21 protein-coding genes and 2 pseudogenes are annotated in these 16536 nt (G+C 62.1%); 10 read left to right on the top strand and 13 right to left on the bottom strand.

Annotated features, from left to right (window positions below; translation table 11 throughout):
• The first annotated feature begins 260 nt into the window (after positions 1 to 260).
• On the top strand, positions 261 to 578 hold the full coding sequence (locus K7G81_RS17425; protein ID WP_223032098.1) for an Lrp/AsnC ligand binding domain-containing protein: 318 nt from the start codon (positions 261 to 263) through the stop codon (positions 576 to 578).
• A gap of 93 nt (positions 579 to 671) precedes the next feature.
• Here the strand turns inward: K7G81_RS17425 and K7G81_RS17420 are convergent, their stop codons facing one another.
• The 6 genes from K7G81_RS17420 to K7G81_RS17395 form a co-directional block, all read right to left on the bottom strand.
• Entirely contained in the window at positions 672 to 920 is a 249-nt protein-coding gene (locus K7G81_RS17420) for a hypothetical protein (protein ID WP_223032097.1), read from the bottom strand.
• A gap of 15 nt (positions 921 to 935) precedes the next feature.
• Positions 936 to 1376: a hypothetical protein gene (locus K7G81_RS17415; protein ID WP_223032096.1), complete on the bottom strand. Its 441-nt coding sequence runs from the start codon at positions 1374 to 1376 to the stop codon at positions 936 to 938.
• Positions 1373 to 1612, bottom strand: a complete 240-nt coding sequence (locus K7G81_RS17410; RefSeq protein ID WP_223032095.1) for an ECs_2282 family putative zinc-binding protein — start codon at positions 1610 to 1612, stop codon at positions 1373 to 1375. Before K7G81_RS17410 ends, K7G81_RS17415 begins: the two co-directional genes overlap by 4 nt.
• 203 nt (positions 1613 to 1815) lie before the next feature.
• A complete protein-coding gene (locus K7G81_RS17405; RefSeq protein ID WP_223032094.1) occupies positions 1816 to 2790 on the bottom strand; it encodes a DUF2971 domain-containing protein in 975 nt (324 codons plus the stop codon).
• Between the two features lie 110 nt (positions 2791 to 2900).
• Positions 2901 to 3503 carry a phage integrase N-terminal SAM-like domain-containing protein gene (locus tag K7G81_RS17925; RefSeq protein WP_255587281.1) on the bottom strand — a complete coding sequence of 201 codons (603 nt, stop codon included), beginning with the start codon at positions 3501 to 3503 and terminating at the stop codon, positions 2901 to 2903.
• A gap of 314 nt (positions 3504 to 3817) precedes the next feature.
• On the bottom strand, positions 3818 to 4720 hold the full coding sequence (locus tag K7G81_RS17395) for a LysR family transcriptional regulator (RefSeq protein ID WP_255587280.1): 903 nt from the start codon (positions 4718 to 4720) through the stop codon (positions 3818 to 3820).
• An 80-nt stretch (positions 4721 to 4800) separates the two neighbouring features.
• Here K7G81_RS17395 and K7G81_RS17390 point away from each other — a divergent pair, with 80 nt between their 5' ends.
• The 5 genes and pseudogenes from K7G81_RS17390 (at position 4801) to K7G81_RS17370 (ending at position 8823) form a co-directional block, all read left to right on the top strand.
• A complete protein-coding gene (locus K7G81_RS17390) occupies positions 4801 to 5679 on the top strand; it encodes an SDR family oxidoreductase (RefSeq protein WP_223032093.1) in 879 nt (292 codons plus the stop codon).
• A 59-nt stretch (positions 5680 to 5738) separates the two neighbouring features.
• A complete protein-coding gene (locus K7G81_RS17385; protein WP_255587279.1) occupies positions 5739 to 6662 on the top strand; it encodes an alpha/beta hydrolase in 924 nt (307 codons plus the stop codon).
• A gap of 36 nt (positions 6663 to 6698) precedes the next feature.
• Positions 6699 to 6920 (top strand): hypothetical protein, encoded by a 222-nt coding sequence (locus tag K7G81_RS17380; RefSeq protein ID WP_223032092.1) that lies wholly within the window; start codon positions 6699 to 6701, stop codon positions 6918 to 6920.
• Between the two features lie 42 nt (positions 6921 to 6962).
• A pseudogene (locus K7G81_RS17375) lies at positions 6963 to 7594 on the top strand (tyrosine-type recombinase/integrase).
• Positions 7595 to 7779: 185 nt separating this feature from the next.
• Complete coding sequence (locus K7G81_RS17370) at positions 7780 to 8823, top strand: rod shape-determining protein (RefSeq protein WP_223032091.1); 1044 nt, start codon at positions 7780 to 7782, stop codon at positions 8821 to 8823.
• A gap of 37 nt (positions 8824 to 8860) precedes the next feature.
• Here K7G81_RS17370 and K7G81_RS17365 read toward each other — a convergent pair whose 3' ends face one another.
• Positions 8861 to 10744: a PAS domain-containing hybrid sensor histidine kinase/response regulator family protein gene (locus tag K7G81_RS17365; protein ID WP_255587278.1), complete on the bottom strand. Its 1884-nt coding sequence runs from the start codon at positions 10742 to 10744 to the stop codon at positions 8861 to 8863.
• A gap of 462 nt (positions 10745 to 11206) precedes the next feature.
• Between K7G81_RS17365 and K7G81_RS17360 the strand changes: the two genes are divergently transcribed.
• A complete protein-coding gene (locus tag K7G81_RS17360; RefSeq protein ID WP_223032089.1) occupies positions 11207 to 11635 on the top strand; it encodes a YegP family protein in 429 nt (142 codons plus the stop codon).
• A gap of 579 nt (positions 11636 to 12214) precedes the next feature.
• Positions 12215 to 12478 (top strand): DksA/TraR family C4-type zinc finger protein, encoded by a 264-nt coding sequence (locus tag K7G81_RS17355; RefSeq protein ID WP_223032088.1) that lies wholly within the window; start codon positions 12215 to 12217, stop codon positions 12476 to 12478.
• 7 nt (positions 12479 to 12485) lie between these two features.
• Here K7G81_RS17355 and K7G81_RS17350 read toward each other — a convergent pair whose 3' ends face one another.
• Positions 12486 to 13520, bottom strand: coding sequence for an extracellular catalytic domain type 1 short-chain-length polyhydroxyalkanoate depolymerase (locus K7G81_RS17350; RefSeq protein WP_255587277.1), 1035 nt, complete (start codon positions 13518 to 13520; stop codon positions 12486 to 12488).
• Positions 13521 to 13850: 330 nt separating this feature from the next.
• Here K7G81_RS17350 and K7G81_RS17345 point away from each other — a divergent pair, with 330 nt between their 5' ends.
• Positions 13851 to 14024, top strand: a complete 174-nt coding sequence (locus K7G81_RS17345; protein ID WP_223032086.1) for a hypothetical protein — start codon at positions 13851 to 13853, stop codon at positions 14022 to 14024.
• On the opposite strand, the gene K7G81_RS17340 is transcribed toward K7G81_RS17345, so the two are convergent.
• From K7G81_RS17340 to K7G81_RS17325, 4 genes are all read right to left on the bottom strand, one after another.
• Positions 14021 to 14602 carry a hypothetical protein gene (locus K7G81_RS17340; RefSeq protein WP_223032085.1) on the bottom strand — a complete coding sequence of 194 codons (582 nt, stop codon included), beginning with the start codon at positions 14600 to 14602 and terminating at the stop codon, positions 14021 to 14023. The two genes, K7G81_RS17345 and K7G81_RS17340, sit on opposite strands and share 4 nt — an antisense overlap.
• Positions 14586 to 14882 carry a hypothetical protein gene (locus K7G81_RS17335; protein WP_369412146.1) on the bottom strand — a complete coding sequence of 99 codons (297 nt, stop codon included), beginning with the start codon at positions 14880 to 14882 and terminating at the stop codon, positions 14586 to 14588. Before K7G81_RS17335 ends, K7G81_RS17340 begins: the two co-directional genes overlap by 17 nt.
• Before the next feature lie 41 nt (positions 14883 to 14923).
• Positions 14924 to 15097: a hypothetical protein gene (locus K7G81_RS17330; RefSeq protein WP_223032084.1), complete on the bottom strand. Its 174-nt coding sequence runs from the start codon at positions 15095 to 15097 to the stop codon at positions 14924 to 14926.
• 319 nt (positions 15098 to 15416) lie between these two features.
• Positions 15417 to 15575, bottom strand: coding sequence for a hypothetical protein (locus K7G81_RS17325; protein ID WP_223032083.1), 159 nt, complete (start codon positions 15573 to 15575; stop codon positions 15417 to 15419).
• A gap of 71 nt (positions 15576 to 15646) precedes the next feature.
• Between K7G81_RS17325 and K7G81_RS17920 the strand changes: the two are divergent.
• Positions 15647 to 16081: pseudogene (locus K7G81_RS17920) on the top strand (HAD family hydrolase); the annotation flags it as partial.
• A gap of 54 nt (positions 16082 to 16135) precedes the next feature.
• On the opposite strand, the gene K7G81_RS17320 reads toward K7G81_RS17920, so the two are convergent.
• Positions 16136 to 16486 (bottom strand): acyl-CoA thioesterase, encoded by a 351-nt coding sequence (locus tag K7G81_RS17320; RefSeq protein WP_439649560.1) that lies wholly within the window; start codon positions 16484 to 16486, stop codon positions 16136 to 16138.
• Positions 16487 to 16536 lie beyond the last annotated feature (50 nt).

Below are 16536 nucleotides of genomic sequence, written 5' to 3'. Positions count from 1 at the left end.
AAAACGTTCTTGGCGATATCCAGACCGATTATGATAACCTGCGACACGGACGCCTCCCTCAGTGGTGTTTCAACACCTCCACTCTGGCACATCGATGCCGTCGGGGGGCGTCCACCCCATCAGCTTTGCGCCCTAATGGCGGCCGTTCAGCTGCATCACTGATGACTCCGAAAGCTGCTGTAGGCCGGAACGACGATCTTGTGTCCGCAATCGGGTGGAATGCCGGCAGTCCGCTTACTGTTGCAGGTTAAAAAGCCGGCGTGATCGCGGCCAAGGTCGCAGTCGTCGATGCTCATGCGCTTTCGTTGTCGATCACTGCATCAATCGAGGTGCAGGTATCGAATGAGCGCGCGGACGTTGTCGACGCGGCGAAGGCCTTCTTCCAGAATGATCCTGACGTGCAGCAAGCCTACTACGCCACGGGCGGCGTTAGCTTCGTGCTCGTGATCCAAGCTCCCGACATGCGAAAGTATGAAGCGACGACACGTATGTTCGCTCAAGCCGATCTAGTTGCCAGCTATCGCAGTTTGACCGCGCTGGATCGGGTCAAGTTCGACACGGCGTTCGTGGTGCCTTGAGAGCGCAGCGCTTTAGACGTTAGCCACGTTGGTCAAGCCTGCAATGCCCGTGAACTGAAACTGGCGGAGAAAAAGGCAGTCCGTCCTTCTACGTCACTCGACAGGAGGGCCTTGCTCCAGCACCTCGTAACCGTTCACGTCGATTGAAACCTCAACAGGGTTGGTGCTGAAATCGTAAACCGGCGGCCATTCTTCCGAGATCTTGAAGCTGAGAAGCGAGCCGGGGGTCACACCCTTTTTGTAGCTGATCGTTCTAATGACAACCTCTGAGCCCACCGGCGGCACAATATCGGCTTCCGTCGTCGCAATGAGCGAGCCACTAAGCACAAATCGCAATTTCATCGGGCTCTCCAATCCTCAAAACACGTCGTCAATGATCGTTTTCTCGCCACCACCCGCGTCATCATCCCAGGCCAGCTTAACGGCGGCTCGCCGGGGAGATTGCATATGGACGCGCACCAGTAGGTTGATCGCTTGATGAGTTTCGAGGGACGGGTAGGGGAACTTCTCGGGCATGCCACCGACCTGAAACAGCTCCTCACCTTCCAGCACCTCAAAGCGAATGTTCCGCGCGACACCCTTGCCCCTATTGTAGATCTTGAACTGGTATGACGACTTGCCAGTTTTCACGAAATTGGCGAACAGATCGCCTTTTTTCGCGGCGACGGTTTCGCCCGTCTCCTTCTCGATCAGAAGCGCGTTGAGCTTGCGGGTTAGCTCATCCCCCTTGCGCTGACGCCACAGCGTGAAACCGGAAAGCCCGAAAGCAGCCACGGCCATGACATCGCTGATGGTCACTTCCACTTTTTGAACATCTTCGAGATGTCAGCCCTAACGTCGCTGAGAACCTCAGCCTTCAAAGCGTCCAACTCTTCCTCAATCCGCGAACCGTTCGCCTCCCGAAGCTCGTCCTTCGTCATGGTGCGATCGCACCGCGTGCAACTCACGGTCGGATTGTCTTCGCTATGCTCGAAACTCTCACTGCCGCAAGTCGGGCACTGCATACTGATAGAACGATCGTAGTTGCTCTTCATACGACCTCCTCAAAGGTAAGTCCGAACAATAGCAGAACGTCAGTAGCGAAAGAAGCAGCTGTGCAGTCCCGTTTTAGGGCTACGGCTCAGGTATGTGGCCAGCTGCTTTGCGGGTGCCGGGCAAAGAAAAAACCGGCCCCAAAGGCTAGGCCCGTAGGCCGTCCCTCCACGGCACCATGGCATCTGGTCACGCGGAGGTTTGCTCAACGGCGCAGCGGAATGTTGCAGGTGATCACTTTATCCACGGGGTTCTGGACGCCGTTCTCCGCGAGCAGAGTGACGAAGCCTTCCCACACAAGGTCGGGGTTGGGCGTTGGGCCAATGAGTATCTTGAACAGTAGCGTATTGATGTCTGCGTTCGCCACGTCATGCTCGGGCATGTTCTTCATCGGCAGGTAGAACACCTTCTGCACGATCCCGTTGACGCTCACGATTTTGCTTGGCGGGCTATTGGGCGCGGGTGTCAGCTGCGCTCGGTGAATGACGCGCCACTCGTTCTCCTCCTCGAACCCAGGATGTTTGGTGGAGAGGATCATCACGTCGAGCGCGTATTTGAGGTTGGTTTTGACCGTCTCCGAGTCGATCTGTCGCAGCGCGTCCCGGTTGGCGATCATCTTATCAACGATGCCCGCTACGCCCTCCACGAACTTGCTGGGGCCGCCATAATCCACTGGAGCGATCACCGCGTCATATGCTGTCTGCGGGGTCATGAAGACTTCAGGGTTGAGGAGAATGCAGACGTTCGTGTCGCCACCATAGGCGCGCCACATGCTCAACTTGCCTTGGTGGAGTTCAGAGCCTTTGTGAAGGGCGAGACTCAGCAGGTATGTGCTGCGCTTGATCGCGTAGACTTCCTGGTCGATCATCGTGAAGGCACCAAGGATGCCCTCATGGATGCCGTTGCAGGCCTCGATGAGCCGGTTGCGTAGCTGCTCGTTCGTGAGGCTCAACCGGAGCAACTGCTGGCCATACTCAATCTCGCTGAAATCGTTCATCAGCATGGCATTGCGGAGCCAGAGGCAGCGGTCCTCGTCCGGGGCCTTGATGATGTCCATGGCCACCTGTGCGCTCGTGTAGTGCGCGAACTTCACACCGGGCGTAACCTCGGCTTCCCGGTCCTTGCCCCAGCGGAAAAAGGTATCGTTGAGAACGGCTTCGATCTGATCCTGGGTCAACATGACCCGAGACTATCAGCGGTGGGGGATTTGCCTAAGTGTTCTTCTTCTGGCGCTTACGGGGCGTATTTTCTGCCAGCGGCGCTAGGGTGTCGGGCTCGACGGGTATCAGGTCATCCTGTCCACACACATTCGAAGCCGAGTTTCTGGGTAGAAAGTGCCGCAGCGCTGGCATTCCGTCCCACGTTCACGAGCTTTTGCCACAAGGATAGGGTGGGCTGATCTCCAACGTCGCATAGCCGTCCCCCGTCGCGATGGCTGCTCCTAACGATTTGTGCCGAGAAGCGCTCAGTCCGCTGTCGTTTAGAGTTTCGGACGCCGCGAGGCGTCGGAAAGTCGGCGGTGCCCGAACCCGCGGGCCCCGGGCGATGGTCTATGGGGATTTCGATTTCGGGCGGTGCTGGGCGACGGCGAGCGTGGCCGATAAGCGGACGGATCCGAGAGCGGACCATTTGCTCTTGGGCCGGCAACCGCAGCGCCGCGACGATGCTGTTCATCGTCGGCGCCGGAACGCCGGCTTCCTGCTGCTCGATCTGGAAGCGGCGCACATCCTCGGCGATCGCGGTGTGGGGCGAGCGCCCCAGCCACGTCGCGAACCGCCCGACATCGCGCAGGTAGTTGCGCTGCGTCTCGTGGCTGAAGTGGCGCATGGTCATGTCGTCGATCAGCCGCTGACGTAGCGGGCTGATCGCGCCGACCGGGACAAGGTCGTTCATCGTTCGACTCCTCAGGTTGAAGGAGTCGAAAGGGTCTGCCTGCAACGGGCGCCGCTCAATCTGCGCGGGGCGCCTGCGATCCTGGCCTTACCTCACCACCAGCGCCACTCCCGCGCAGCGGGTTCGTGCTCCGGCCCCGAAGCAGTCCGGTCGCTATTTACGTACCCGCCAGTCAGTAATGCGCCCTAATCTCGGTCGTTACGGCCGACCCGGCGATTGCTCAAAAGCAGCCATAGCTATTGGTTGATCTGGCTGCCAGATTTGGGACAATCCAGTCGTCCACTGCACGCGTTGTGGATTGTCGCCTCCACTATCTACGATCGTTCGAGTGCCTCTAAAAAGGCCCGAATCTTCGAGCTGGACAGACGGCGTGAATTCTGGAGCGTCCAGATCTCGACCTTAGGACCGTCCGCAACACCCAATGAGACCAGCCGGCCTGCTTCGATATCGTCCGTAACGAGCATCTTCGGCGCAAGCGCGACACCCGCGCCGGCCAGAACGGCGTCCCGGACCATCAGGAAGGAAGAAAAGCGTAACCGGACATGCGGCCTCAGTATATGGAGGCCATCGTAACCCCTGATCCGCCACACGATGTCGGCGGGCGTCCCGGTGCGCGCGACAGCCGGCTGAGTCCGGTCACAATCTCCTTCCCCCGCCGAAAATGCGACAGGCAACTCGGGCGGCGCTACAAGCAGCCGTTCGTCCTCGAGAATACGGCGCCCCACCAGGCGCTCGTCGGGGTTCGGATCGATGCGGATCACCAGATCGTAATTGTCCTCGACGGGATCGACCTTGCGATCCTCGGCAACAATCTCGAGGTCGACCTGCGGATATTCGGCAACGAAAGCGGCGGCGACCTTCGGAAGTAGGACATGCGCCAGAACGACCGGCGCACTGATCCGCAAAGTGCCGCTCGGCACGGACGAGCCGCTCCCAACGGCGTGCTCGGCATCGCCGATTTCGGCGAGGGGGCCGATCGTGCGCTCATGCAATGCACGGCCTTCGTCAGTCAGGCGCAATGTCCTTGAGCCCCTGTCAATCAGCCGCACACCAAGGCTTGCCTCCAATTCGGAAACCTTCCGCGAAAGCGTGGCCTTGGGCTTGCCACTTGCTCGGCTGGCCCGACCGAAGCCGCCATGTGTCGCGACCAGATTGAAGACGACGAGCGCAGGCAAATCCATGAATGTTCCATATTCGAGACGTTGAGTCTCAATCATGCCATCTTACCAGAAATTGTGGAACGCCTATTTCAGTCTCCAGCGACATCAAGCCGCTCCAACCACGAAGGAGACACATTATGGCTATCTTGGTGACCGGCAGCACGGGCACGATCGGAACCCAGGTGCTGGATTTTCTGGACGGACACGGCGCCGAGGTCCGCGCGCTGACTCGCTCGCCCGAGAAGGCTAACTTCCCGGCCGGTGTTACCGCCGTCAAGGGCGACCTTGGCGACATCGACAGCGTCCGCGCCGCCCTGGAGGGGGTCAGCACGCTGTTCCTGCTCGCCCCCAATGCGCCCGACGAGTTGACCCAGGCGATGCTCGCCCTCAACGCCGCCCGCGAGGCGGGCGTGAAGGGCATCGTGTATCTCTCGGTGTTCAAGGGCGAAGACTATGCCGATGTCCCGCACTTCGCCAGCAAGGTCACCGTCGAGCGGATGATCCACGCCTATGACGTGCCGGCGACGATCCTGCGTCCGGCCTATTTCATCCAGAACGACATGCGGCAGAAGGACGCGCTGCTCGGTGGCGGCGTCTATGCGATGCCTGTCGGCGCCAGGGGCATCTCGATGGTCGATATCCGCGATATCGGCGAGGCCGCCGCCAACGAACTGCTCCGTCGCGAGCAGGCCGCCGCGCCGCTGCCGAGCGAGACCTATGAGCTGGTCGGGCCGGACGCCCTGACCGGTGAGACGCTCGCCGCGCTCTGGAGCGAGATCCTGGATCGTCCGATCGGCTATGCCGGCGACGATCTGGAGGGACTCGAACAGCGCCTCAAGAGCTTCGGCCCCGCCTGGCTCGCCTATGACATGAAGCTGATGATGCGTCGCTATCAGGATGATGGCGCGGTGGCGACCGACGACGATCTGGTCCGTCTCACGGCGCTTCTTGGCCACCCGCCGCGTTCCTACCGTGACTTTGCCCAGGCGGCGACTGCCGGCTGGTCACAAAACTGAGACCGGGACGCCGGCCCGGCGGCCGGCGTCCTCCCCCTGACTCTGCGAGGACGATTGTGATGACCGAGATCTATCACAAGGAGCATTTGCTGGATCGAGCCGCAATGCTGGCAATGCGCGGTCTTATCGCACTCCAGCCGGCGCCCGATCTTGGCCCGAGGGGCCGTCCGGCGTTCGACGATCTGATGGGGCGAACGCCGCAGGCCGGTGGCGTGACCTATGAAGCCGCCGAAGTTGGCGGCGTTCCGGGCTGGTGGTGTCGGCCGGCCGACGCCGCGCCGGACGCAGCAATCCTTTATCTGCACGGCGGCGCCTATGCGGTCGGATCGGCGCAGGCCTATCGGAATTTTGTCGGCCAGATCGCGCTCCGCGCGCAGGTTGCAGCGTTTATCCCGGATTATGGCCTTGCACCCGAACGGCCCTTCCCTGCGGCGACCGATGATGCGGGCGCGGTTTACCGCGGGCTTGCAGCAGCCGGGGCATCGAAAATCGCCATCGCCGGTGACTCGGCGGGCGGGGGACTGGCGCTGGCCGCCGCCGCCCGTGCGAGTGCCGCCACACGGGAGGGACCTGCACCACGTCCGCTCGCCGTGGTCGCGATGTCCCCGTGGACCGATCTCGCCTTGACCGGCGAAAGTATGACGACGCGCGGGGGGCACGATCCCTTGCTGACCCATGCCGCACTTGGGCAGGCCCGCAATACCTATCTCGGAGAAGCCGATCCTAGGGATCCGAGGGCCTCACCCCTCTACGGCGATCTGGCTGGGTTGCCGCCGGTGATGCTGCATGTGGGTGAAGACGAAATCCTTCTCGACGACGCGCGGCGCATGGCAGATCGCATCGCCGCAGCGGGCTCGCCCGTCGAACTCCACGTCTGGCAGGGCATGGTCCACGTCTTCCCCGCAAACCTCGCGCTGCTGCGCGCCGCGCCAGACGCGCTCGATCTCGTCGCGGCGTTCCTGCGTCCTCACCTGCACGAATGAGCGTTATCCATCCTCACCTTTAGCAGGAGACATGCCATGACTCGTATCCTCTTCGTCGGCGAGAAGCCCGAAACCGTCGACTTCTCGGACCCGGCGTTGCCGCCGGGCTTCGACGCCGCCAGGATCAACGCCGGCATCGCCATCGCGGTCGACAAGATCGCCGACCGCGGATGGCAAGGCGATACGTGCACGATCGCGCCCGATGACGCCCGGTGCGCCATGCTCGAACGGCAGCTGAACCAAGACGAAGTAAATTAGCGCAAGCATTTCCGAGGCCAATCACGGCCGAGGAGAAGAAGGATGGGACATTCTCACTACGACCCCGCGATGCACAACCGGCCCGCATGGAACGCCGGCAAGATGGTCGGCACCAAGCGGCCGCTCACACAAAAGCAAATCTGGGCAATTCGCTTTTTCTGGACCGCGAAGGTCGTCTTCGCGATCGAGCCCTTTTCGACCTAGCGCTCGACAGCAAGCTGCGCGGCTGCGACTTGGTCAAGATCAAGATAGGCGATGTGGTCTCCGGCGCCGAGATCAGGACGAGATCAATCGTCATCCAGCAAAAGACCGGCCGGCCTGTTCAATTCGAGCTGACGTCGGATGTTCGCGCAAGCCTGCTCGCTTGGCTAGAGCGGCGGGGCGGCGCAGCAGATGATTACGTTTTCCCGAGCAGGATCGAGCGTATGGGCCATCTCAGTACGCGGCAATATGCGCGCCTTGTAGAAGAGTGGGTTACCGCGATCGGCCTGCGACGCGCTGAATACGGAACACATTCGCTGCGGCGTACAAAGGCGGCAATGATCTACCGGGCAACCGGAAACATCAGAGCCATTCAAATCCTGCTCGGACACACGAAAATAGAGAACACAGTCCGGTATCTCGGTGTGGACATTGAGGATGCCCTGCTCCTAGCGGAGAAGACGGAAATTTGATCACGAGCGGCCCATCAGCAACACTGGTGGGCCGTTTAGCGAGCCGGCATTCGCAGTGTTAATCACTCAATCAGGCGCAGTATAGCTTGACCGCGGCGCTGCCGGCCCGCACCGCATCGTCTCCTCCAGAAGCTCAGGTGCGCGCCTCGCGCATTCGTCTTCACGCCACAAGGCCATTTTCCAGCATGCGATTGCCCCGATTGTTCAGTTTCGCGTCGAACGACATTGCGATTGATCTCGGCACGGTGAACACCGTCGTCTATGCGCGCGACAAGGGCATCGTGCTCAACGAACCTTCGGTCGTCGCGATCGAGACCATCAACGGCATATCGCGCGTGCGAGCGGTCGGCAGCGACGCCAAGCTGATGATGGGCAAGACCCCCGACAATGTCGAAACCATTCGGCCACTGCGTGGCGGGGTAATCGCCGACATCGACGTCGCCGAACAGATGATCAAGCATTTCATCGACAAGGTGCATGGCGGCCCGGGCCGGCTGCCGCGTCGACCGGAGATCGCAATCTGCGTGCCGTCGGGCTCGACCCAGGTCGAGCGGCGCGCGATCCGTCAGGCCGCGACCACCGCCGGCGCTTCCAAGGTCTGGTTGATCGAAGAGCCTATGGCGGCGGCGATCGGCGCCGGGATGCCGGTGACCGAGCCGATCGGCGCGATGGTGGTCGATATCGGCGGCGGCACGACCGAGGTCGCCGTCCTGTCCCTTCAGGGACTGGCCTATAGCAGTTCGGTGCGCGTCGGGGGCGACAAGCTCGACGACGCGATCGCATCCTATATCCGGCGCAAGCACAATCTGATGATCGGCGAGGCGACCGCCGAGCGGATCAAGCTGACGATCGGCGTCGCGCAGATGCCGGCGGACGGTGTCGGCAGGATGATGCGCGCGAAAGGTCGTGATCTGGTGAAGGGTGTGCCGACCGAGATCGAGATCAGCCAGAGCGAGATCGCCGAAGCGATCGCCGAACCCGTCAATCAGATCGTCGAGACGGTGCTCAACGCGCTCGAGAACACCGCGCCGGAGCTCGCCGCGGACATCGTCGATCAGGGTATCGTCATGACCGGCGGCGGCGCGCTGCTCAATGGGATCGACGCGGTGCTGTCGCAGGCGAGCGGCTTGCCCGTGATCGTCGCCGACAACGCGCTCATCTGTGTCGCGATGGGCGCCGGGCGTACACTCGAGGACAGCAATTATCGGGGGGTTCTGATCGCGGCGTGACGCGCGGTTGCGACGACTCGGGCCGACCAGCAAAGTGTCAGCGTTGCGCCTGCCAGGTGAGCGATTTGCGGAATACGCGGGATAACTGCTCGATCGAATAGGGTTTGTGCAGCAATTCGAACCCGTGCCGTCCGTTCTGCGCCAGGACATGGCTGTAGCCGCTGGTCAGGATGACTGGCAGCCGTGGGTATTTCTGGCGGATCAGTTGCGCCAGCTCGAGCCCCGTCATGCCCGGCATGACGACGTCCGAAAAGACGATGTGAAACCGATCGCTGTCCTTGGCGAGCTCGGCGAGCGCCGCGTCGCCGTCAGAGGCGAGGAGGGTGTCGTAGCCCAATTCGCCAAGCGCTTGGACCGCGAATTCGCCGACGCTACTATTGTCTTCGACGACGAGGACGCAGACGCCGTCGCCGGCGATCGCCAGCGGCTGGTCATCTTCGAGCTCGGCGCGACTTCCATCCGCGGCGACTCGCGGCATGTAGATCGTGAAGATCGCCCCGCCGTCGATCCCACTATCGACGCGCACATCGCCATCGGACTGCTTGGCGAAGCCGATCACTTGCGACAATCCCAGGCCCGTCCCCTGGCCGCTGCTCTTGGTGGTGAAAAATGGTTCGAACATGCGCTTTTGGACTTCGGGCGCGATCCCAGGGCCGGTATCAGTAATTGTCACCGCGACGAAATCGCCCGCGATGGGCGGGTGAGCGCGAATGGCGGGAATGCCCGAGACGGGACCGATGACGATCGTCAGCCGGCCCTCTCCATCCATCGCATCGCGCGCGTTGATGCACATGTTGACAATGGCGGTATCGAACTGTCCCTTGTCGGCGAGAACGAAGCAGGCGTCATCCGGCACGATCGTCTCGATGACGATACGCGACCCGGTGAGCGTGCGGACCATCGAGACGATGTCGCGAATGCTTTCGCCGCAATCGAAGGTTTCGGGCTTGAGCGCCTGGCGCCGCGCGAACGCGAGCAACTGGCCGGTCAGCTTCGCGGCGCGGTCGGCGGTCTCCCCGATCGCGTCGATATAGCGGTCGCGCCGCTCCGAAGTGAGATCGGAGCGGCGAAGTAGATCGACCGAACCGCGGATGACGGTCAGCAGATTGTTGAAATCGTGCGCGACGCCGCCGGTCAACTGCCCGACTGCCTCCATTTTCTGGGCCTGACGGAGGGCGTCTTCCGCCTGCGCAAGGTTTTCAGTCTGCTGGTGCTCTGACGTGATGTCGCGCGCGCTGGAATAGAGCTTGCCCTCGAACGGCACCGCGACCCAGGACAGCCAGCGCAGGTCGCCATCCTTGGTGCGATAGCGATTGTCGAACCGCAGCACGGGATTTCCCTCCCGAACCTCTTCGAACGCGGCGGCGCTGGCGACATGGTCGTCGGCCAGAAGAAAATCGGAGAAAGGCGCCCCCTCCATCTCCCTTGGCGTCCAGCCCAGCGTGTTCTCCCAGGCAGGATTGACGCGATCGAACACGCCATTGTCGAGGTCGATCACCGACAGAAGCTCCGACGTGACGGTCCACGTCGTCGCGCGCTCTCTCGCCCGCTCGACAATCTGTACTTCGAGATCGGCATTGAGTCTGCGGAGGTGTTCCCGCTCGCGCGTCAACTCGCGCTCGTTCTGCACGTTGACGGTCGTTTCCGTCGCGATGTCCAGAAAGCCGGCGACGTTCCCCTCGTCGTCACGCAGCGTACTGTAGGCGAAGGACCACCAGGTCTCTTCGGGATGACCATGGCGCGTCATGGTCAGGGGCATGTTTTCATAGGCGGTCGGTTTGCCGGACAAGGCCTGATTTATCGCGGGTCCGATGTTCGGCCATATGTCTGGCCAGACATCCTGAAGGCGCCGGCCAAGCGCGCTGGGATGGGCCAAGCGCGCTGGGATGCCGTGAGCCGAGAAACGGAACGTACGCGTCATTGTACAGGAAGGTCAGATCGGGCCCCCAGCCGACGCACATCGCGAAACTCGACGACAGCATGAGATCGAGCACGGTCTCTAAGGAGCGAGGCCATGTCGACCGAGCACCAAGCGGTGTCAGCGACCAATCATGGGACGCGGTTAGATCCCGAAGGCCGGGGATGGTGTCGGGATGGTTTGGCGAACCAATCACGGAGTACTCAATTCGTACGCGGCTCGGATACATCATTGGCCGAGTAGCCGAAAAGCCATCATACACGCGGCACACCGAAAATATTGTGGATTCGACAAAATTCGGCGTGCGCGGCTTTTTCCCTGCCTCTTTCGGCGAAACGTCACCCGCGGTCGCAGGACGCTACTGGTTTTTCGACGACGCTGATCCCATATCATCGATATCGCGCCGTTCGATACGAGCAGGGTGCGGCTGAGAGACCAGTGCTCCCGCTCTGACGCGGGCTCGCTGTGACCAGAAATCCTACATCGCCGTTTGAACGCCGTGCGACGGTCATCGCCGGTCTTAACTTCAGCGACCCGTTGGGCGATGCGGCGTTCCGACAGTTCAAGCGCGATTATGCGGCCGGCGGAAAGTCGGCGATATCGTTCTTGCCGGTTGCGCACGAAGAGTTTGTGCCTCGCTCAGTTAATCCTGGTGAGCGATCGGAGCAGCCTTCGGCTACGCCCGCTGAGCTTTTCTACTTCGAGCTGTCCTTCGCCGAACGTGTGCGGCTGACATCAATCCGATCCGCCGGCGGCGACTGGTGCTGGCGGCTTTGCGCTGCCGACGGCACCGTTCTAGCCCATGGCGGCGGCTATCGGACCGAAACCGAGTGCCGGGCGGCAATCTCCGTTGTCCAGCGCGTCGCAGGCGCAGCCACGATCCGGCAGCGCTAGAAATTTGTGAACAACTTGGCGCATCAGGGCGGCGCGCATTTCGCCTCGAACAGTAAGGAAGACGACCATGTCGAAAGGCCAACAGCGCGGCAATCGAGAGCTCCGCAAGCCGAAGAAAGCCGGCCCGCCGAAGCAAAACGCCTCCAACCCCTCGCTCAAAGGTGTGGTCGCGCCGCCGCCATCGAAGAAGGCATAGCCGCGCGGGCGGCCAGACGATGATTTGATCAGGAGATTTTATGCGACCATCTTCGGCTTTATGCAGAACCCAAGAGGCCAGGCAACTCGCTATTGCAGCGGGGGCCGGACTCGCCAACGTCAAAACGATCGCTACCGCAGCAGCCGCAGCTTGGGCCAAGGAAGCGGATCAGGCGGATTTGCGTGAGGGTCGTAAAAGCCCCGACGATGACGAACGCCGCTTGCACGGCGAAGGCGAGAGCGACCGCCTCTTGGATCTGATTGCGAACGAAAACCCTGATCGAGGTTAGCCGACGCCTGATACGCAGGGTTGCGGGATCGGTTGCGACATCGCCGCGCGGTCCTATCTGTCTGACAGGAATAATTTAAAGACGAGTTTTGAACATGGCAGGCGGGTGGACCCGCGATGGCGCGGTGCAGGATCAGATCGATGACACCGTCAGCGATGCGGTGCTGGACGCTCGCCGACGCATGCCGTCCGGTGAGAGCGCAGTATATTGTGACGGATGCGGCGAGCCGATCGCCGAGGCGCGTCGTAGTGCGCTGCCGGGTGTCCGAACCTGCGTCGAGTGTCAGTCCAAACGCGATGCCGGCCGGCGCCAAGGCGGCTTCAATCGCCGCGGCAGCAAGGATAGCCAATTGCGCTGATACGAGGTCAGCGCATCAGGCCCGCGGCGCGCAGCGCATCCTCGATCATGCCGCCGACCCCTGTGGTGGCTGGCGATGCTGGACGGGCCTCTGCTTGTGCTATCGGTCGGCGATCGACCGGCGCTTCGCCGAGGCCCCATGTGTGCGCGATCCATCGTGTCGATGATATCTGCGCCTCGAGCATATACGCGCCGCTGCTGCCACAGCCATCGGCGCCGCGCGTATCGAGCGGCGTGCCGTGCCCCAGCCCCGTGATGCGGTAATCCTCGATGACCGGTCGGCCTTCGCGATCATGCCAGACGCGGTGGGGATAGCCGTCGACGAGATCGGAGACGCTCGGCTCTTCGCCGACGCCATGAACGACGCGCCACTGAGCCAGGATCGCGTCGGCGTTGGTGCTGTTAACGGTGGCGTCGGCAGTGCCGTGCCAGATCGAAATGGTCGGCCACGGCCCGTCGTGTGGCGACGCCCGATGCACCAGCGCTGAAAGCCCGGCATCGTCCGGACCGCCATGGCCGCGCATGCGGTCGAGTGCCTGCGATACATTCGCCGCTGATCCGAACGGGAGACCGGCGATGATCGCCCCGCCGGCAAACACTTCGGGATAGGTCGCGAGCATCACCGACGCCATCGCGCCCCCCGCCGACAAGCCGGTGACGAACACGCGCGCTGGATCGAGATCGTGACGCTCGATCATCGCGGCGATCATGTTACGGATCGAAAACGCTTCGCCCGAACCGCGCTTGCTGTCTTCGGGCGCGAACCAGTTGAAGCAGAGATTGGCGTTGTTGACGTGCTGTTGCTCGGGAAAGAGCAGCGCAAAGCCTTCCCGCTGCGCCACCGCCGACCATCCCGAACCATGATCGTAGCCGGCAGCCGTCTGCGTGCATCCGTGCAGCACGACGACCAGGGCCGCGCGCGCCGACACGTCACCCGGAACAAAGCAGCGAGCATTCAATGCTCCCGGATTGGTGCCGAAATCGGTCAACTGATCGAGCGGGTCGATCGCTGACGTTCTTTGCTGTGTCGCAGCCTCAGTCATCGACCGCATTCGCGAAATCGTATCGGCAATGCTTCTCACGCGATGTCCTTTCAAGCGGGCCTTGGTCTCTCAGCTATCACCGCTCGCCAAGGTCATGCTGCACCGCACAACATGGGGATGGGGGTGGCCAACACAAGGAGAGTATTCTCAACGCCGCGATTGGCTCACTGCGGATTTACCATGGGGAATCCGTGACGAATGATGCTATCAAGGGCCATCACCTGATCGATCCGTAGGCGTAGTAGGTGGCTGGGAGACGCGAGCTCCCGTCTACATGACGGACGACTTGACATGCACCAGGTGGGCGAATTTGCGAGAGAATATCGGACGATGGGTTTCGTCATCGTCATTGCGGTGCTTGTCGTCGCTTTTCTTATGTTTCGCATCGCTAAATTTCGCCAGCAGCGGCGCAGGCAAGCAGCCTGGCAAACGACGCGGATCGAGCAAGACCGGATTTGGAACGAACGCGTCGCCAAGAAATCGGACGGCCACCGGCCCGACTAATCGGCATTCACCGCTACTGCAGCAAGGGTCTGAAGCCGCAACGCCAAGCGCTCATAGAATTGGGCAATGTCGCGCAACTCGATCTCGCCGACGGCAAGTCGGTCACCGATGGCCATTCGGCTCAGCTGATCAGGCGGTCCCGTGCGTGCGGACCAGCCGGCCGTGAACGTCGGTTCGCCACGGCGGTCGCCGCTGGAAACCTGTCCACCGCGATAAAACAGGCAGGCGCGCGATCGGCCCAGTGCAACGAGACGCTCGTAATCGTCCCACTGGATCGCGAAGGCGTCGAAGTCGCGCAGCTTGTTCGCGGTGTTCCGCTGTCCCTCGGGCAACGGATCGCCAAGCGATCTGGCCGTCGCATCGGCAAGGAGATTCAAGAAGCGATCAAGTTCACGCAGCGCATTGGCGATCGTCTTGCTGCGATAGCGATGCCGCTGTTCGTCGGCGATCGAAGCATCCAGCGAGAAGGCGCCTGCGTCGGCCTGGCGTGCGACGAACGCAGCGCCTCGCAAGAGCGTGGCGTGCGCCGCGGCAACTGCTGGATCGAGTGGCGGCGGCCGATCAGCGCGCCGCGCCACGCGCTTCGATGACTTGTTCGACCGCTGCGCAGGATGTTTCGCTGGCGATCGCTAGATCGATCGGGCGGCCGCCCAAGCCGTCGTGATGATCGTTCAGAAATGCGACGGCATCATCGCGACCACCGAACGCCGCCCAGGCAAGCCGCGCAATTCTGCCCTGACGTTCTGCTGCATCGGGGGCCAGACGCGGCCCGGAAGGCCGGCGCACGAACCGCTGGGTTTTTCGGGCATCGGTGTTGGTCGTCGTGTGATCGGTCTTGCTAGCCTGTTGGTCGTCCACAGCAGCGCTCCTGATGATGTGAGAGAAAAGTTGGCGCGCGCTCACGCGGCCAAGAGCGAGGTGCCTTCGGCTCCGATCAATTGGCGAAGCACCCGGATGCGCTCTGCGTATTCCTTCGCCATCCCACGATGAGCGATTTTCGCTTCGGCGCAAGCGGCATTATCGGCACGCATCAGCGCGACTTGATGGCGGGAAAGAAGATAATTGAGGTCCATGAACGGCTCCTGCAACGTAAGCGGGAGCACGTTGGTCTCTCAGTCAGGGGCGCCTACAGATCGGTTGCCCGCGATGATGTCTAGATAGGGGCGTCGGTGGAAAGCGAAAGGGCCGAGGATCAAAATGTATCGTTAGGCTGCGCCTGGTTGCGGTGCTATGCCGCCTATCCATACCGAATTGTTGGCGTAAGACGACAAGGTGTGAGGGGCCGGTCTTGCCGCCTCGCTCGCATGATCGCCCAACCGGAGCACCGATAATGAAACCCATTGCCAAGCGCTTGCAATCGAGCACGCTTGCTCCGGACGGCGACGACTATCGCTAACGCTGACGCTCGCGGACGGCGCGGTCATCGAACTGCTCATAACCTTCGAGCAACTCGACGACCTTGCCGAGGATATCGACCGTCAGCTCGATACCGACGACGAATGGGCCGAACCGGCATCGACCGCATAGCGCGTCGATAGCGCCTACCAACACGTGCTTGCGTGGCGCGAGGCGTTGTCGGTCGGGCATATCTGTCCGTATGGCGCATCCACCGCAAGATCGGGATGAGCGGTGGGTTGCTCACCGATCAGTTGCTCCGTGAGATCGACCGTGACCTCGGGCCAGACGCCGCCGAGCGGCTGCGCGCGTTGCATGCCGCCGCCTACCAGCGTCTGAGCGGAACAGTGGCGGTCGGCCTGCTGCGCACGCTAAGCGGTCTCGGGATTTCCTGGGCGATCGCGACCAGCGGCCGGATGGAAACCGCCGCGGTCAACATCGCCGCGCTCGATGTCGATCCGGCCGAAGCCGTGGTGGTGACGCGCGATCAGGTGCGCTTCGCCAAGCCCGATCCCGACCTGTTCGAAGAAGCGGCGCGGCGGCTGGACGTCGGAATCGAGGATGCGATCGTCGTCGGCGACAGCATCAGGGACATGCTCGCGGCTGCGGGCTGTCACGCGCTCGGCGTGGGCTTGCTGTCGGGCGGCTATGGGCGTGAGGAACTCGAGCGCAGCCGGGCGCTGTGCGTCTATGAAGACCCCGCCGAACGGCTGCGGTCAGGCCTGGCGATCGCGGGTGAAAAAGCGGTCGATGACGGTGCGCGCCAGCCGCGTGGGCCGCTTGGTCTCGGCATCGATGCAGCACCAGCTCGACGTGACTTCGGCCAGCACCTCCTCGCCACGGCGGATGATGGTCTGATAGAACGCGCGTGCGCCCTGCACCTTTTCGAGCAGGACGGTGGCGATGACCTCGTCGTTCAGAAACGCCGGCTTGCGATAAGTGATTTCGTGCTTCAGCGCGACCCATAGGTGATCGGCGACGGCATCGGCGGGCGCGAGCCGCCGCCAGTGACTGATCACCGCCTCTTGTACCCACTTCAGGTAACTGGCGTTGTTGACATGGCCCATGAAGTCGATGTCGTTGGGGTCGATACCGATCGGGAAACGATAGGGAATGC

Origin of the sequence: Hephaestia mangrovi, assembly GCF_019880555.1 — a bacterium.
Classification (GTDB): Bacteria; Pseudomonadota; Alphaproteobacteria; order Sphingomonadales; family Sphingomonadaceae; genus Sphingomonas; species Sphingomonas mangrovi.
Note: the sequence above shows the minus strand (reverse complement) of the source record. Positions and strands in the feature narration are given on the sequence as shown.

Coding starts and splice junctions, on each gene's coding strand:
- K7G81_RS17380 (WP_223032092.1), top strand. CDS start 6,699: ATGACTCGTATCCTCTTCGTCGGCGAGAAGCCCGAAACCGTCGACTTC.
- K7G81_RS17320 (WP_439649560.1), bottom strand. CDS start 16,486: ATGGGCCATGTCAACAACGCCAGTTACCTGAAGTGGGTACAAGAGGCG.
- K7G81_RS17350 (WP_255587277.1), bottom strand. CDS start 13,520: ATGACTGAGGCTGCGACACAGCAAAGAACGTCAGCGATCGACCCGCTC.
- K7G81_RS17355 (WP_223032088.1), top strand. CDS start 12,215: ATGGCAGGCGGGTGGACCCGCGATGGCGCGGTGCAGGATCAGATCGAT.
- K7G81_RS17390 (WP_223032093.1), top strand. CDS start 4,801: ATGGCTATCTTGGTGACCGGCAGCACGGGCACGATCGGAACCCAGGTG.
- K7G81_RS17405 (WP_223032094.1), bottom strand. CDS start 2,790: ATGTTGACCCAGGATCAGATCGAAGCCGTTCTCAACGATACCTTTTTC.
- K7G81_RS17395 (WP_255587280.1), bottom strand. CDS start 4,720: ATGATTGAGACTCAACGTCTCGAATATGGAACATTCATGGATTTGCCT.
- K7G81_RS17420 (WP_223032097.1), bottom strand. CDS start 920: ATGAAATTGCGATTTGTGCTTAGTGGCTCGCTCATTGCGACGACGGAA.
- K7G81_RS17370 (WP_223032091.1), top strand. CDS start 7,780: ATGCGATTGCCCCGATTGTTCAGTTTCGCGTCGAACGACATTGCGATT.
- K7G81_RS17925 (WP_255587281.1), bottom strand. CDS start 3,503: ATGAACGACCTTGTCCCGGTCGGCGCGATCAGCCCGCTACGTCAGCGG.
- K7G81_RS17365 (WP_255587278.1), bottom strand. CDS start 10,744: ATGACGCGTACGTTCCGTTTCTCGGCTCACGGCATCCCAGCGCGCTTG.
- K7G81_RS17385 (WP_255587279.1), top strand. CDS start 5,739: ATGACCGAGATCTATCACAAGGAGCATTTGCTGGATCGAGCCGCAATG.
- K7G81_RS17330 (WP_223032084.1), bottom strand. CDS start 15,097: ATGGACCTCAATTATCTTCTTTCCCGCCATCAAGTCGCGCTGATGCGT.
- K7G81_RS17345 (WP_223032086.1), top strand. CDS start 13,851: ATGGGTTTCGTCATCGTCATTGCGGTGCTTGTCGTCGCTTTTCTTATG.
- K7G81_RS17410 (WP_223032095.1), bottom strand. CDS start 1,612: ATGAAGAGCAACTACGATCGTTCTATCAGTATGCAGTGCCCGACTTGC.